Annotated in this window: 14 protein-coding genes; 10 read left to right on the top strand and 4 right to left on the bottom strand. The window is 71.5% G+C overall.

The window, feature by feature from the left end:
• Positions 1-19: 19 nt before the first annotated feature.
• Together WDW90_RS13470 and WDW90_RS13465 are read left to right on the top strand one after the other, a co-directional pair.
• On the top strand, positions 20-1,498 hold the full coding sequence (locus tag WDW90_RS13470) for a lipopolysaccharide biosynthesis protein (protein ID WP_336487904.1): 1,479 nt from the start codon (positions 20-22) through the stop codon (positions 1,496-1,498).
• Between the two features lie 67 nt (positions 1,499-1,565).
• Entirely contained in the window at positions 1,566-1,844 is a 279-nt protein-coding gene (locus WDW90_RS13465) for a hypothetical protein (RefSeq protein WP_336487903.1), read from the top strand.
• 8 nt (positions 1,845-1,852) lie between these two features.
• Here WDW90_RS13465 and WDW90_RS13460 read toward each other — a convergent pair whose 3' ends face one another.
• Together WDW90_RS13460 and WDW90_RS13455 are read right to left on the bottom strand one after the other, a co-directional pair.
• Positions 1,853-2,098, bottom strand: a complete 246-nt coding sequence (locus WDW90_RS13460) for a hypothetical protein (protein WP_336487902.1) — start codon at positions 2,096-2,098, stop codon at positions 1,853-1,855.
• A 162-nt stretch (positions 2,099-2,260) separates the two neighbouring features.
• On the bottom strand, positions 2,261-2,683 hold the full coding sequence (locus WDW90_RS13455) for a hypothetical protein (protein WP_336487901.1): 423 nt from the start codon (positions 2,681-2,683) through the stop codon (positions 2,261-2,263).
• Between WDW90_RS13455 and WDW90_RS13450 the strand changes: the two genes are divergently transcribed.
• A complete protein-coding gene (locus WDW90_RS13450) occupies positions 2,676-3,566 on the top strand; it encodes a LysR family transcriptional regulator (RefSeq protein ID WP_336487900.1) in 891 nt (296 codons plus the stop codon). The genes WDW90_RS13455 and WDW90_RS13450 overlap by 8 nt on opposite strands.
• A 19-nt stretch (positions 3,567-3,585) precedes the next feature.
• On the opposite strand, the gene WDW90_RS13445 is transcribed toward WDW90_RS13450, so the two are convergent.
• Entirely contained in the window at positions 3,586-5,565 is a 1,980-nt protein-coding gene (locus WDW90_RS13445; RefSeq protein ID WP_336487899.1) for a methyl-accepting chemotaxis protein, read from the bottom strand.
• 254 nt (positions 5,566-5,819) lie between these two features.
• On the opposite strand from WDW90_RS13445, the gene WDW90_RS13440 reads away from it, so the two are divergent.
• The 6 genes from WDW90_RS13440 to WDW90_RS13415 are packed head-to-tail and all read left to right on the top strand — an operon-like array spanning position 5,820 to position 10,691.
• On the top strand, positions 5,820-6,554 hold the full coding sequence (locus WDW90_RS13440; RefSeq protein WP_336487897.1) for a succinate dehydrogenase/fumarate reductase iron-sulfur subunit: 735 nt from the start codon (positions 5,820-5,822) through the stop codon (positions 6,552-6,554).
• Positions 6,551-6,880, top strand: coding sequence for a succinate dehydrogenase (locus tag WDW90_RS13435; protein ID WP_336487896.1), 330 nt, complete (start codon positions 6,551-6,553; stop codon positions 6,878-6,880). Before WDW90_RS13440 ends, WDW90_RS13435 begins: the two co-directional genes overlap by 4 nt.
• Before the next feature lie 35 nt (positions 6,881-6,915).
• A complete protein-coding gene (locus WDW90_RS13430; RefSeq protein ID WP_336487895.1) occupies positions 6,916-7,263 on the top strand; it encodes a succinate dehydrogenase, cytochrome b556 subunit in 348 nt (115 codons plus the stop codon).
• 7 nt (positions 7,264-7,270) lie between these two features.
• A complete protein-coding gene (locus WDW90_RS13425; RefSeq protein ID WP_336487894.1) occupies positions 7,271-9,058 on the top strand; it encodes an L-aspartate oxidase in 1,788 nt (595 codons plus the stop codon).
• Complete coding sequence (locus WDW90_RS13420; protein ID WP_336487893.1) at positions 9,055-10,014, top strand: fumarate hydratase; 960 nt, start codon at positions 9,055-9,057, stop codon at positions 10,012-10,014. Before WDW90_RS13425 ends, WDW90_RS13420 begins: the two co-directional genes overlap by 4 nt.
• 5 nt (positions 10,015-10,019) lie before the next feature.
• Positions 10,020-10,691 (top strand): fumarate hydratase C-terminal domain-containing protein, encoded by a 672-nt coding sequence (locus WDW90_RS13415; RefSeq protein ID WP_336487892.1) that lies wholly within the window; start codon positions 10,020-10,022, stop codon positions 10,689-10,691.
• 26 nt (positions 10,692-10,717) lie between these two features.
• On the opposite strand, the gene WDW90_RS13410 is transcribed toward WDW90_RS13415, so the two are convergent.
• Entirely contained in the window at positions 10,718-11,617 is a 900-nt protein-coding gene (locus WDW90_RS13410; RefSeq protein ID WP_336487891.1) for a LysR family transcriptional regulator, read from the bottom strand.
• Positions 11,618-11,736: 119 nt separating this feature from the next.
• On the opposite strand from WDW90_RS13410, the gene WDW90_RS13405 reads away from it, so the two are divergent.
• Positions 11,737-13,236 (top strand): CoA-acylating methylmalonate-semialdehyde dehydrogenase, encoded by a 1,500-nt coding sequence (locus WDW90_RS13405; protein ID WP_336487890.1) that lies wholly within the window; start codon positions 11,737-11,739, stop codon positions 13,234-13,236.
• Positions 13,237-13,659: the final 423 nt, after the last annotated feature.

The raw sequence follows: 13,659 nt of genomic DNA, 5'->3' as shown, positions 1-13,659 counted from the left end.
ATCTTGCAGAGGCCGAACCGTGCAGGCGAAAGCGAAGAAAGCCCATTTCTGGCTGGTGATGGACGTGCTCGGCAGCCAGGGCATCCCGTTCGTCGTCTTCCTCGTGATCGCGCGGATCATCGGGCCGGACTATTACGGCGAGTTCACCCTGGCGATGGCCTGCGTCGGCCTGATGAACGTGGTCATCTTCCAGGGCATCGCGGACGCGCTGATCCGGGTGCCGGATCTCGACGAGCGGCACGTCTCCACGGCCTTCTGGATGAACCTGGCCCTGGCCTTCCTGACCGTCCTGCTCGCCCAGGTGACGGCGGACGGGCTCGCGACCTTCTTCCACGCACCCGACATGGAGGGCGTCATCCGGTGGCTCTCCCTTCTCGGCCCGCTGCAGGCGCTGATCAGCGTGCAGGTGGTGCTGTCCCGGCGCAATCTCGACACCTCGATCCTGGCGCGGCGCACCTTCCTCGGCCGCAGCATCGGCGGCGCGGCCGGGATCGGCCTCGCGCTCGCCGGCGCCGGGATCTGGTCGCTCGTCGTGCTCCAGCTCCTGCAGGCCCTGATCTCGGTCTGGGTGCTCTGGCGCGCCGATCCCTGGCGGCCGCGCCGGGTCTTCGACCTGGCCCATGCCCGCACGCTGGCGCGCTTCGGCAGCCACTTCATGGGCGGCAGCCTCATCACGGCGCTCGGCGCCTGCGTGGACAGGTTGCTGGTCGGCTTCTTCTTCGATCCCACCACGGTCGGCTGCTACGCTCTCGCGGCGCGGCTGATCGAGATGGCCCGCGTCCTCGTGCTGACGCCGATGCGCTTCATGATCATGCCCGTGCTGAGCCGCCTCGCGAACCCGCACGAGTTCTCCCTCTCCTACGACACGATGGTGCGCTCCGCCCTCGTCGTCTGGATGCCGGTCGTCCTCGCCCTCGGCCTCAACGCCGCGATCCTGCCGACCGTCTTCGGGGACAAGTGGCAGGGTTCGGTCGTCGTCCTGCAGGCGATGAGCCTCGCCGCCTTCACGATGCCCGTCTGGGCCTTCGTGGGCGAATCGCTCTCGGCGGTCGGACGGCCCGACCTCTATCTCCGGTTCGCCGCCGGGCAGGTCGGGATCGTGGCCGTCTGCGTCGTGATCGGCGCCCAGTTCGGGCTGACCGGCGTCGGCCTCGCCTGGTCGGCCGGGTCCGCCTGCATGGTGCCGCTGGCGCTCCTCACGCTCCGGAAGGTCTGCGGCTTCGACTGGGAGATGCAGGTCGCCACGACGACCCGAATCGCGCTGGCGGGCCTCGGCTTCGTGGCCTGCGTGCTGGCGGTGGATCACCTCGCGGTCGCGCGGCCCTGGCCGGCCCTGGCCTCCACCGTGCTCGCCACGGGATGCGGCCTCTGCGTCTACCTCGCGCTGATCGAGTTCGTCCTGGTGCCGGGCTACGTCTCGCGGGCCCTGCGGGATCTCAAGGGCATCGTCCTGCCGGACGGGCGCGGCGCCGAGCGCGCCGCCGGCACCTCGCGCTGAACCCCTTCGCGCGGCCTCGCCGCGGGAATGCGGGTGATCGCCTCCGCGCTCGGCCGGCAGGGACGCGATGGCAATCCTCCTCCTCACGCGTCTTCAGGAGCATCCGCGCGAGACCTACCTCGCGACGAGCGGCGCCCTCGTTGTCGGCCGGATCGACTGCATCTGCGCCGATCCCGCCCCGGCCGAGCGCTGGTCCTGGGGGATGAACCTCGATATCGGGGCCCTGCCGTTCCGGCGCGGCGGCGTCGAGGGATCGTGCGCGGAGGCCGCCGCGGCGCTGAATCGAGCCTGGTCGGAGTGGAAGGCCTGGGCGGGCCTGCGCGACGCCGAGGCGCCCGGGCCCTGACGGCGCGGCTACGGGATGCGCGCCCGCGCCATGTAATCCTCGGCGCCGGCCCGGGCCCGCAGGACGATCGCCCGGACGCGATGATGCCGGGCCTGGTCCCGGAGCGCCTCGGCCTCGCCCGCCCGGCCCTCCTCGGCGCGCGCCGCGGCGAGGTCCGCGAATTCGCCCGCGATCGCCTCGGCGAGGTCGGCCGACGCGATTCGGGTCTCGGGCGAGACGGTTTTCGGCGAGAGGGACTTGGATGAGCGGGTCACGGGAGATCCATGCGGCTGACTCGGATCCTGTCCTGACACCGCGGCGGCATGATGGCCGTGACGGCGATCACACGGGGCTTGGGGGCCGCGCACCCGGCCCGCAAGCGCGGCTGCCTCCAGCCGCCGCGCGCTGCGGCGCTCCGCGTAACGGCGGCGGCGCGCTCAGCGCCGCCCCGACAGGGCGGACCTGATGCCGGCGTCGCGCGGCGCGATCCAGTTGAAGACGTGATCCCACTTCAGGTCGAGAAGTGTTTTTCGGAGCTTCTGCATGTCTTCCGGAGACGGCCTGCCGCTCTGTTCCTTCATGCGCTGAATAAACTCTCTGTCATTCCTGTTCATGCAGGCACCAAGTCGCTCGAGGGCCGCGCACCCTACCGGCATCATCGTACCCGGCAAGCCCACGCGACATGACATCGTGCGCGCGATGTTACGATCTGCGCGCGAGGAATCGACGCCGCCGGCCTCCCGGCCCGCGGCCCCGCTCCCGCCATCCGGCCCGTCCGCCCCGAGGCCGTGCTTGAACGAAGCTGAAATTCGAGGGATTCTGCTTGAGAAACGTTCAAGTCGTGAGAGCGCCGTGTCCATCCGTGAGCTTCGCACCTTCCTGGCCGTGGCCGAGGGCGGCTCCTTCGCCGCCGCGGCGCGCGCGGTCGGGCGCACGCAATCGGCCGTCACGGTCCAGATGAAGGCGCTCGAGGACGAGTTCGGCACGACCCTGTTCGACCGGTCGCGCCGGCCCCCGGGCCTCTCGGCGATCGGCAGGACCTTCCTGCCCCACGCGACCGAGGCCGTCGCCGCCTACGACCGCCTGTTCCGGGTGGTGTCCGACACGCTGGTGGAGGGCCACCTGCGGCTCGGCGTCGTGCCGAGCGTGATCACCGGCGTCATGCCGCGCGCCCTCGCCGCCCTGAGGGAGCGCTATCCCGCGCTCCACGTCGAGCTCGCCATGGGCCTGTCGAAGGACCTCGTCGGGCGGGTGCAGCGCGGAACCCTCGACGCCGCCATCGTCAGCGACTTCAAGCTGACGAATGCGGGCCTGCGCTGGTCGCCCTTCCTCAAGGAGCCGCTGATCGTGATCGCCCCGGCCGAGGTCACGGTCCGCAAGGCGGAGGAGGCGGTGACGCTCTACCCGTTCATCCGCTACTCCCGCAACGCCTGGGTCGGGCAGATCATCGACGAGTTCCTGAAGCGGCGGAACCTGCAGGTCCGGGAGGCGATGGCGCTCGACACGCTCGAGGCCATCCGGGCGATGGTGCATCACGGGCTCGGCGTCTCGATCGTGCCGCGCCGGGCCGGCGACGGGACGGGCGAGCATCCCGTCCGGACGCTCCGCTTCTCCGGCCCGGCCCCGCAACGGGTCGTGGGCATCGTGCAGAGGGAGGAGCAGGCCAAGACCGCGCTGGTGGAGGTGCTCCTCGACGTCCTCAAGCGCGAGGACGCCTCGCCGCGGCCTCGGCCGCCGCGATGAGGCGCCGGGCCGGGCTCCGTCAGGCGGCCCGCACGCCCGCGAGGAAGCGGTCGACCTCGGCCCTGAGCTGCTCGGACTGGCGCGACAGCTCGGAGGCGGCGCCGAGGACCTGGGCGGCGGCCGCGCCGGTCTCCTCGGCCGCGCCCGCCACGCCCGCGATGTTGCGCGTCACCGCGCCCGTGCCGGCGGCGGCCTGGGCCACGTTGCGCACGATCTCCTGCGTCGCCGCCCCCTGCTCTTCCACCGCCGCGGCGATCGTGGTCGCCACCGCGCTGATCTCGCGGATCCGCCCCGTGATCGACTCGATCGCGCTCACCGCCTGGCCGGTCGAGCCCTGGATCTGGCCGATCTGCCCGGCGATCTCCTGCGTCGCCCGCGCGGTCTGGTCGGCGAGCGCCTTGACCTCGTTCGCCACGACCGCGAAGCCGCGGCCCGCCTCGCCGGCCCGCGCCGCCTCGATGGTGGCGTTGAGCGCGAGCAGGTTCGTCTGGCCGGCGATCGCGGTGATCATCGTGACGACGTCCCCGATGCGCGCCACCGCCGCGCTCAGCTCCTGCACCCGCCCCGCTGTGCGGCCGGCCTCGCCCACCGCCTCCTGGGCCAGCGCCGCCGAGCCCGAGACCTGGCGGCCGATCTCGGCCACCGAGGCGCCGAGCTCCTCGGCGGCCGCCGCCACCGTGCCGACATTCGCCGCAGCCTCCCCGGCGGCGCTCGCGACGCTGGTGGACTGGCTCGCCGTCTGGCTCGCCGTGCCGGACATCCCCTGCGCGGTCGCCTGAAGCTCGGTCGCCGCCGACGTCACCGTCCCGACGATCCCGCCGACCTTGGCCTCGAAGCCGCGGATCAGCCCGTCGAGCCGCTCCGCCTGGCGGACCTTGGCCGTGCGCGAGGCCTCCTGCTCGGCCGCGAGCCGCCGCTGCTCGAGCCCGTTGCTGCGGAAGACCGCGACCGACCGCGCCATGTCGCCGACCTCGTCGGTGCGGGCCGTCAAGGGCACGTCGGCCTCGAGGTTCCCGCTCGCGAGAGCGGTCATGGCACCGTTGAGCGCCCGGATGGGACGGCCGAGATGGCGCGTCAGCGCGACGGAGAGGCCGACCGCCGCCGCCGCGACGAGGGCGAGGATCGCGCAGAGCGTCAGGATGGCCCGGTCATGGGCCGCAACGAAATCCGAGATGTCGAGCGCCACCTCGATCGTGCCGATCGCCTGGCCCGAGTAGTTGCGCAAGGGTCCCGCGAGGCCGGCGGTCGGATGCCCAGCGAGGCGAAGCTCCCGCCAGGGCGTCGGTGCAGCCAGCGCCGCGCGATGGTCGCCGTCGGCGAGCAGCGTCTTCTCGGCGAAGGTGGCGGCGAGCGTCTGGGACTTGTCGTCGAGGCGGACATGCACGGCGATGTCGACGCCGAAGCGCCGCTTCAGCTCGGCCAGGAAGTCCTGGCCGAGGGAGGCGCCGATATCGGTGATCCCGACGAGGGCGCCGCGCTCGTAGGTCGGCACGGCGGCGAAGACCGCGATGCTGTCGCGCCCGGGCTCGACGCCGACGACGGTCCGGCTCGCCTGTATGGCGTCGCGGATCATCGGCCGCCGCTTGACGACGTCGTCGCCGTTCGCGGCCGGTGCGCGCACGCGGGCGAGATTGAGGCCCGAGGGCAGGTGGAAGCTGATGAGGTTCAGCTTCAGGTCGTCCCTGAGTGCCGGGAAGATCGCCTTGAACCGCTCGACGAGGGCCGCATTGTCCTTCCGGGCGAAGGCCTCGGCGACGCGGTCGTCGTTGGCCATGGTCAGGCCGATGGCGAGGGCGCGCTGCCCCTGCGCGGCCATGGCCTCGGTGACGGCCTCGTAGCGCTGCTGAAGCGCGGCCCTGATCGTGAGATCGGCGGTGTCCTGCAGTTGCCGGTACCCCGCGAAGCCGACCGCGCCCGCGGATGCGAGCGTGGTTGCCAGAATGGAGAGCGTGAGCTTGCTGCCGATCGCGTGCAGCGACAGCCTCTGGCGCAGGTTCATGGACTTCTCGGAGGTGCGAAGGAAGGACGGCGCGCGATTTCTGGCGCATTCATGCTTAAGGAGCTGCTAATCTCTTGTTCATCTGAACTTTTCCTATCCATCGTGTCGCGCCGCCCTCGTGAGGCCCGGGCGGCGAGCCTCGCGGCCGCTAACGTGAGAAAATTCGAAGACGAACTTGAATCCAATTCGATAGGTCCGAACCAAGCACCCTGTTAGAACGCCCCCGACCTGTTGCGGAGATCCAGGAGCCGGCCTTGTCGCAGGCGGAGACGAACGTCCTCTCGGTGTCCATCTGGCGCGGCGGCGCGGATGGGTCGTTCCAGACCTACGCGGTGCCGAGCCGCGAGAACCAGACCGTCCTCGACGTCGTCACCCACGTGCAGCGCCACGTCGACCCGACGCTGGCCTACCGCTTCGCCTGCCGCGTCGGCATGTGCGGCTCCTGCGCCATGACGGTGAACGGGCGCCCGCGCTGGACCTGCCGCACCCATGTCTCGAAAGTCGCGAGAGGCGGCCGGCTCGAGATCGCGCCGCTCGCCAACATGCCGGTCATCAGGGACCTCGCCGCCGACATGCGGCCGTTCTTCGAGAAGTGGCAGGGGGCCGGCGGCGCGTTCGAGCCGACGCGCACGCGCCGCGATCCCGTCGAGCCGATCCGGCCGAGCGAGCCGGATCGTGTCGCGGTCGACGAGGGCATCGAGTGCATCAATTGCGGCGTCTGCTACGCGGGCTGCGATACGGTGCGGTGGAACCCGGACTATCTCGGGCCCGCGGCCCTGAACCGGGCCTGGACCCTGATGAACGACCGCCGCGACGGCGCGCACGCCCCGCGCCTCGCGGCCATCGCGGCGGACGGGGGCTGCCACGCCTGCCACAGCCATCAATCCTGCCAGGATTTCTGCCCGCAGGGCCTCAGCCCGACCGGCTCCATCTCCGGGCTCAAGCGGCTGGCCACGCGGGCCTATCTCCGGGGTGAGCTCAAGCCATGAACGTCCGGCTCTATCTCTGGCAGCGGGGCACGGCCGCGCTGATGGCACCGCTGGTGCTGATCCATCTCGCGGTGATGTTCTACGCGACGCGACAGGGCCTGTCGGCGGCCGACATCCTGGCCCGGACCCGCGGCAGCCTCGCCTGGGCGGCCTTCTACGGCACCTTCGTCGCGGCCGCGGCGATCCACGCCTCCATCGGCATCCGGGTCATCCTGGCCGAGTGGACGCCGCTCCCGGGCCGCGCCGCCGGGATCGTTGCAGGCCTGTCCGGGCTCGCCCTCGCGGGGCTCGGCGCGCGGGCCGTGTTCGCGGTGGTGTTCGCGTGAGCGGGCCGCATGAGAGGGTTCGCGAGGGGGTTCGCATGAGATCGCCGCGCGCCTATCGGCGCAACGCCCTCTGGGTCGCCGCCATGGTGCACCGGCTCTCCGGCATCGGGCTCGCCGTCTTCCTGCCGATCCACTTCCTGACGCTCGGCCTCTCGCTGCGGGGCGCCGCGGAGTTCGACGCCGTCCTGCGCTTCGCCGACAGCCCGGCCGTCAAGCTCGCCGAGGGCGGCCTCGTCTTCCTCCTCGCCGTGCATTTCCTGGGCGGCCTGCGTATCCTCCTCGTCGAGAATTTCGACTGGCGCGTCAACCAGCTCAGGCTCGCGACCGCCGCCGGCGGGGCCGCCGCCATGGTGGCCTTCGCCTTCCTGATCCGGGTCCTGTGAGGTCGCGATGGCCATCGAGCGCATCGAAACCGACATCCTGATCCTCGGCTCGGGCGGCGCCGGCCTGTTCGCGGCGCTCCACGCCCACGACCGCGACCCGTCGCTCACGGTGACGCTCGCCACCAAGGGTCTGCTCGGCAAGTGCGGCTGCACCCGGATGGTGCAGGGCGGCTACAATGTCTCGCTGCACGCCGGCGACTCGGTCGAGCGCCACTTCATGGACACGATTCAGGGCGGCAAGTGGCTGCCCGACCAGGAGCTTGCCTGGACCCTCGTGTCGACCGCGCCGGAGCGCGTGCGCGAGCTCGAGAACGAGGTCGGCTGCTTCTTCGACCGGAACTCGGACGGCTCGCTCCACGGCAAGGCCTTCGCCGGCCAGACCTTCGACCGGACCGTGCACAAGGGCGACCTCACCGGCATCGAGATCATCAACCGGCTGATGGAGCAGGTCTGGAAGCGGCGCGGAATCCGCAAGATCGAGGAGCACCGCGCCCTGGCGCTGATCCCGGACGCGCGGGGCGAGGCGCTCTCGGGCGTGCTGATGGCCGATATCCGCAGCGGCGCCTTGCGCTTCGTGCAGGCGCGGGCCGTGCTGATGGCGACCGGCGGCGGCCCGACCATGTACCGCTACCACACGCCGTCGGGCGACAAGAGCATGGACGGGCTCGCCATGGCGCTGCGGGCGGGCCTGCCCTTGCGCGACATGGAGATGGTGCAGTTCCACCCGACGGGATTGCTGGCCGGTCCCGACACCCGCATGACGGGCACGGTGCTGGAGGAGGGCCTGCGGGGCGCGGGCGGGCACCTGCTCGACGGCGACGGGCGGCGCTTCATGGCCGATTACGACCCGGCGCTCGAGCGCGCCACCCGCGACGTCGTCAGCCGCGCGATCTACGCCGAGATGAAGGCCGGGCGCACCACGCCGAACGGCGGCGTCTACATCCGCATGAGCCAGCTCGGGCCGGACAATGTCAGGCGCCAGTTCAAGGGCATGGTCGAGCGCTGCCGCGATTGCGGCTTCGACCTCGCGGGCGGCCTCGTCGAGGTGGTGCCGACCGCCCACTACTTCATGGGCGGCCTCGTCTGCCGGCCCGACACCGCGACCGAGCTGCCCGGGCTCTTCGTCGCGGGCGAGGACGCGAGCGGCATGCACGGTGCGAACCGCCTCGGCGGCAACGGGGTCGCCAACTCGACGGTGTTCGGCGGCATCGCGGGCGACGTGATGCCGGGCTGGATCGCCGAGCACGGCGGGCAGCGCCCGCCCGACGAGGCGCGGCTCGCCGCCGAGGCCGCGCGCAGCCTCCACCCGTTCGGGCGCAAGCCCGGCGACGTCAACGCCCTGCGCGAGCGCCTGATGGACCTGATGTGGGACGAGGTCGGCGTCGTGCGCGACGCCGCCGGCCTCGCCCGGGGCCTCGCGGGCCTCGACGCGATCGAGGCGGAGCTCCTCGAGACCGGCATCCCCGCGGGCGAGCGCGCCTTCAACCTGACCTGGCACGACTGGCTGAACCTGCGCTCGCTCGTCGAGACGAGCCGGGTCATCGCGCTCGCGGCCGAGCGCCGCCGCAACTCGCGCGGGGCCCATTACCGCTCCGACTTCCCGGAGCCGGGCGACCTCGACGCCTCGACCTTCACGCTCGTCCGGCAGGGGCCTTCGGGCCTCGCGATCACCGACGAGCCGGTCCGCTTCACCCGCGTCAGGCCGGGCGAGACGCTGCTCGATGCCGCGCCCGGGCCGGGCCCCGCTCGCGACGCGCGGCGTCCGGTATCCCTCGCATCCGAGAGGCGGCCATGATCCCCCTGTCCACGATCGAGCGCACCGCCGAGGCCCTGATGGCCAAGGCCGCCATCGAGATCCCGGACGATTATCTCGACGGGCTGCGCCGCTGCGCCGACACCGAGCGCGGCGACCTCTCGGCCTTCGTGATCCAGGCGATGCTGGAGAATTACGAGGCCGCCAAGGAGGACCGCCGGGCCATGTGCGGCGACACGGGCGTGCCGCGCTGGTACGTGAAGTACGGCAACGAGGCGCGCCCCGAGGGCGGTCCGGTCGGCGTTGAGGCGGCGCTCCGCCGCGCCACCGCGCAGGCGACCCGCACGGTGCCGCTGCGCCCGAACCGCGTGCACCCCCTCTGGCGGACCGACCACGACAACAATGTCGGCATCAACGCGCCCGAGATCGAGTATGCCTTCCACCCGGATGCGGACTGGATCGACCTGACCACCGTGCACAAGGGCGGCCTGTTCGGCTCCGACTACCGGATGCTGTTTCCCGGCGACGGGATGCAGGGCATCCGGCGCTTCTTCCTCGACACGCTGGTGGCCTTCGGCAAGCGCGGGCTTGCCTGCCAGCCGGCCATCGTCGGGATCGGGCTCGGCGGCTCGAAGGATGCCTGCATGGTGCTCGGCAAGCAGGCCTCCTGCCTGCGCACCGTCGGCAGCCGCAACCCGGACCCCCGCATCGCGGCGCTCGAGGAGGAGTTCCGCGAGCTCGGCAACTCGATCGGGATGGGCGCGATGGGCTTCATGGGCTCCTCGATGGTCGTCGCCTGCAACATCGAGGTCGGCTACTGCCACACCGGCGGCATGCCCATGAGCGTGCACATGTTCTGCCTCTCCTCCCGCCGGGCGACCGCCCGCATCCACGGCGACGGCCGGGTCGCCTACCGCACCGACCCGGAGTGGTTCACCGACTACTCGCGGCGCGAGACGGTCGAGTGGGCCGGCGCCCTGCCGGCCGCGGCGGAGTAAGGGCCATGGCGGGATCGTTGAAGACGATCGAGCTCAAGCTCCCGGCCTCCACGGAGGAGCTGCGCGCCCTCGAGATCGGCACCGTCGTCTACCTGACGGGCCGCCTCTTCACCGCCCGCGAGGGCGTCTACAAGCGGGCGATCGAGGACGGAGCCGGGATGCCGGCCGCCAATGTCGATCTCGGCACCGCCAACTTCCACTGCTCGCCCGCCGCCACGATCGAGCCCGACGGCCGCTTCAACGTCGGCGCGGTCACCGCCACGGCCTCCTTCCGCTTCGCCAAGTGGCTCGACGGCTGGTTCAAGCTGTCGGGCTGCAACATCATCATCGGCAAGGGCGGGATGACGTCGGAGATCTACCGCGACGTGTTCGTGCCGAACAACGCCGTCTACCTGACGACGGTCGGCTACGGCACCGGTGCGCTGCTCGGCCGCGGCATCCGCGACGTGCCGGGCGTCTACTGGCGCGACGAGCTCGGCCTCGCCCAGGCGGTCTGGGTGCTCGACGTCGAGCGGTTCGGCCCGTTCTTGGTCGAGAGCGACCTCGACGGCGCGTCGCTCTTCGAGCGCGAGAACGAGCGCATCGCCCCCGGGTTGGCCCGGCTCTACGAGGGCACGCGGCCCGCGACCCTGCGGCGCTACGGTGAGACCGACGACAAGACCGACGAGGTGATCTGATCCCGGTTCGGGTCGCCGATCCGGGTTCAGGGCGGAAGGAAACGGTCGCGCTCCTCGCGAAAACGCCGCGCGAGGAAGTCCCGGCAGGCCGCGATGCGGCGCGCCTCGTGGGTGTCGGGATGCGACATCAGCCAGTAGCTCCGGCGGAAGCGCGTCTCGGGCAGGATCCGGACGAGCTCGGCGCAGCCCGCCGCCGCGAAATCGTGCAGGATGCCGATCCCCGCCCCGGAGCGGACGGCCTCGAACTGCCCGACCGCCCCGGCGCAGCGGAACACCCGCGCCGCCGCCTCCAGGAAGGCCGTGTAGTCGAGCGCCTGGGCGTAGGAATAATCGTCGACCCCGATCACGGCGGCGTGCCGGGCGAGGTCGTGCGGCGTGCGCGGCGTGCCGGCGCGGTCGAGATAGCTGCGCGCCGCGTAGACCCCGAGGCTGTAGTCGGACAGCTTCGACAGGATCAGGCGGCCATGCGCCGGCCGGTCGAGCCCGATGGCGAGGTCCGCCTCGCGGCGCGACAGCGAGAAGGAGCGCGGCAGCGGCACCAGCTCGATCACGAGGTTCGCATGCCGCCGCGCCAGCGCGCCGAGTTCGCGGGCCAGGAACAGGTTGCCGAGACCGTCCGGCGCCCCGATCCGCACCGTGCCGGAGGGCTCGGCCTCCTCGGCCCGCATCCGGGCGGTGGCGGCCAGGATCTCGGCCTCGATCCGCTCCGCCACCGGCATCAGCCGCTCGCCGGCCTCGGTCAGGACCGAGCCGTTCGGACGCCGGTGGAACAGGGCGGTGCCGAGTGCGGCCTCGAGCCCCGAGAGGCGGCGCGCCACCGTGGCGTGGTTGAGCCCGAGCCGGCGGCCCGCCTCCAGCATCTGCCCCTGCCGGGCGACGGCCAGGAAGATCTGCAGGTGGTCCCAGTCGAGGGGATCACTGGCCATGGGCTTCAAGACGCGCACAATGGTTGGTCATTCCCGCGTGTTGCCGTGCGATTTTCGTAGATCCATGACGGCATGACAGCAAGCCGCGCCGGCAGCGCGGGCGATCCCGGAGCATTCCCATGGACAGGCAGATCGAGCATTACGTCGACGGGCGGCGCGTCCCCGGCCGCTCCGGGCGCAGCGCTCCCGTCTTCGACCCCGCTCTCGGGCTGCAGACGGGCGAGGTGCCCCTCGCCGACCGCCGCGAGGTCGACGCTGCCGTGGCGAGCGCGAAGGCCGCCTTCCCGGCCTGGGCCGGCTCGACGCCCCTGCGGCGCGCCCGCATCCTCAACCGCTTCCTGCGGCTCCTCGAGGAGCGCGCGGACGAGCTCGCCGCTGTCATTACGGCCGAGCACGGCAAGGTCCTGTCCGACGCCAAGGGCGAGATCCAGCGCGGCATGGAGGTGGTCGAGTTCGCCACCGGCATCCCGCAGCTCCTCAAGGGCGAGGTGACGGAGAATGTCGGCACCCGCGTCGACAGCCACGCCTTCCGCCAGCCGCTGGGCGTGGTGGCGGGCATCACGCCCTTCAACTTCCCCGCCATGGTGCCGATGTGGATGTTCCCCGTCGCGCTCGCCTGCGGCAACTGTTTCGTCCTGAAGCCGTCCGAGCGCGACCCTTCCGCCTCGCTCCTCATCGCCGAGTGGCTGACGGAGGCCGGGCTGCCCGAGGGCGTGTTCAACGTGGTGCAGGGCGACAAGGAGGCGGTCGACGCGCTCCTCGAGCACCCGGGCGTCGCCGCGGTGAGCTTCGTCGGATCGACGCCGATCGCCCGATCCATCTACCAGAATGCCGCGCTGCACGGGAAGCGCGCCCAGGCGCTCGGCGGCGCCAAGAACCACATGATCGTGATGCCCGACGCTGACCTCGACCAGGCGGTCGACGCCCTGATGGGCGCCGCCTACGGCTCGGCCGGCGAGCGCTGCATGGCGATCTCGGTGGCGGTGCCGGTGGGCGAGGAGACGGCCGACCGGCTCGTCCAGAAGCTGGTGCCGAAGGTGCGCGCCCTCAAGGTCGGGCCCGGCACCGACCCCGAGGCCGAGATGGGCCCGCTGGTGACGCGGGCGCATCGCGACAAGGTCGTGGGCTATATCGACCAGGGCGTGCGCGAGGGCGCCGAGCTTCTCGTCGACGGGCGCGGCCTGAAGCTCCAGGGCTACGAGGACGGCTTCTTCGTCGGCGGCAGCCTGTTCGACCGGGTCACGCCCGAGATGACGATCTACCGGGAGGAGATCTTCGGGCCGGTGCTGGCGGTGGCCCGCGCGCCCGACTACGCGACCGCCGCGCGCCTCATCAACGAGCACGAATACGGCAACGGCACCGCGATCTTCACCCGCGACGGCGACGCGGCGCGCGAGTTCGCGCACCAGATCGAGGTCGGCATGGTCGGCATCAACGTGCCGATCCCGGTGCCGATGGCGTTCCACTCCTTCGGCGGCTGGAAGGCCTCGCTGTTCGGCGACCACCACATGCACGGGCCGGAGGGCGTGCGCTTCTACACGCGCCTCAAGACCATCACGAGCCGCTGGCCCACCGGCATCCGCGCCGGCGCCGACTTCGTGATGCCGACGATGAAGTGAGCCGCCGCCCCGCGGCTGCCGGCCGGCGACGGGTCGAACCGGGGCGGTGGGCGGTGGTGCACGCCGTCGCGAACGAACCCGCCTCGACCTCCCCTTCCCTGCTTACCAGGGAAGCAACTGGGAAAGCGGCCGAAGCCGTGCGGACGGCAGCAACTCGTATTGGGAAAAAAGCTTTTTGGCAGCAGATGTTTAGTCGAAATTTCCCTGTTGGGCAGAACAGCGGACTGCACGAGGCGGACAGGGATTTGTCACGACGTCTGCAGGCTCGATCGAGGCGCGTCAGTGCCCCTCCGACCCATGCCGTGACCGAGGGCTCGACCAGTGGCTCTCGTTTTCTTTGCTGCGGGCGAAGGGCTGCACGGGCTTCAGTGGAATAGGAAGCGGAGATCCTATGTCGTGCCGCGCGATGACCGGACCGCACAG

The organism is Methylobacterium nigriterrae, from assembly GCF_037106235.1.
GTDB classification, from domain to species: domain Bacteria; phylum Pseudomonadota; class Alphaproteobacteria; order Rhizobiales; family Beijerinckiaceae; genus Methylobacterium; species Methylobacterium nigriterrae.
The sequence above is the reverse complement of the archived record's forward strand: the minus strand, read 5'-3'. Positions and strand labels throughout refer to the sequence as shown.

What these genes read in the sequence shown, in the direction of transcription:
- WDW90_RS13465 (WP_336487903.1), top strand. Translation starts at nt 1,566, where the DNA reads ATGGCAATCCTCCTCCTCACGCGTCTTCAGGAGCATCCGCGCGAGACC.
- WDW90_RS13455 (WP_336487901.1), bottom strand. Translation starts at nt 2,683, where the DNA reads ATGGACACGGCGCTCTCACGACTTGAACGTTTCTCAAGCAGAATCCCT.
- WDW90_RS13445 (WP_336487899.1), bottom strand. Translation starts at nt 5,565, where the DNA reads ATGAACCTGCGCCAGAGGCTGTCGCTGCACGCGATCGGCAGCAAGCTC.
- WDW90_RS13435 (WP_336487896.1), top strand. Translation starts at nt 6,551, where the DNA reads ATGAACGTCCGGCTCTATCTCTGGCAGCGGGGCACGGCCGCGCTGATG.
- WDW90_RS13430 (WP_336487895.1), top strand. Translation starts at nt 6,916, where the DNA reads ATGAGATCGCCGCGCGCCTATCGGCGCAACGCCCTCTGGGTCGCCGCC.
- WDW90_RS13425 (WP_336487894.1), top strand. Translation starts at nt 7,271, where the DNA reads ATGGCCATCGAGCGCATCGAAACCGACATCCTGATCCTCGGCTCGGGC.
- WDW90_RS13420 (WP_336487893.1), top strand. Translation starts at nt 9,055, where the DNA reads ATGATCCCCCTGTCCACGATCGAGCGCACCGCCGAGGCCCTGATGGCC.
- WDW90_RS13415 (WP_336487892.1), top strand. Translation starts at nt 10,020, where the DNA reads ATGGCGGGATCGTTGAAGACGATCGAGCTCAAGCTCCCGGCCTCCACG.
- WDW90_RS13410 (WP_336487891.1), bottom strand. Translation starts at nt 11,617, where the DNA reads ATGGCCAGTGATCCCCTCGACTGGGACCACCTGCAGATCTTCCTGGCC.
- WDW90_RS13405 (WP_336487890.1), top strand. Translation starts at nt 11,737, where the DNA reads ATGGACAGGCAGATCGAGCATTACGTCGACGGGCGGCGCGTCCCCGGC.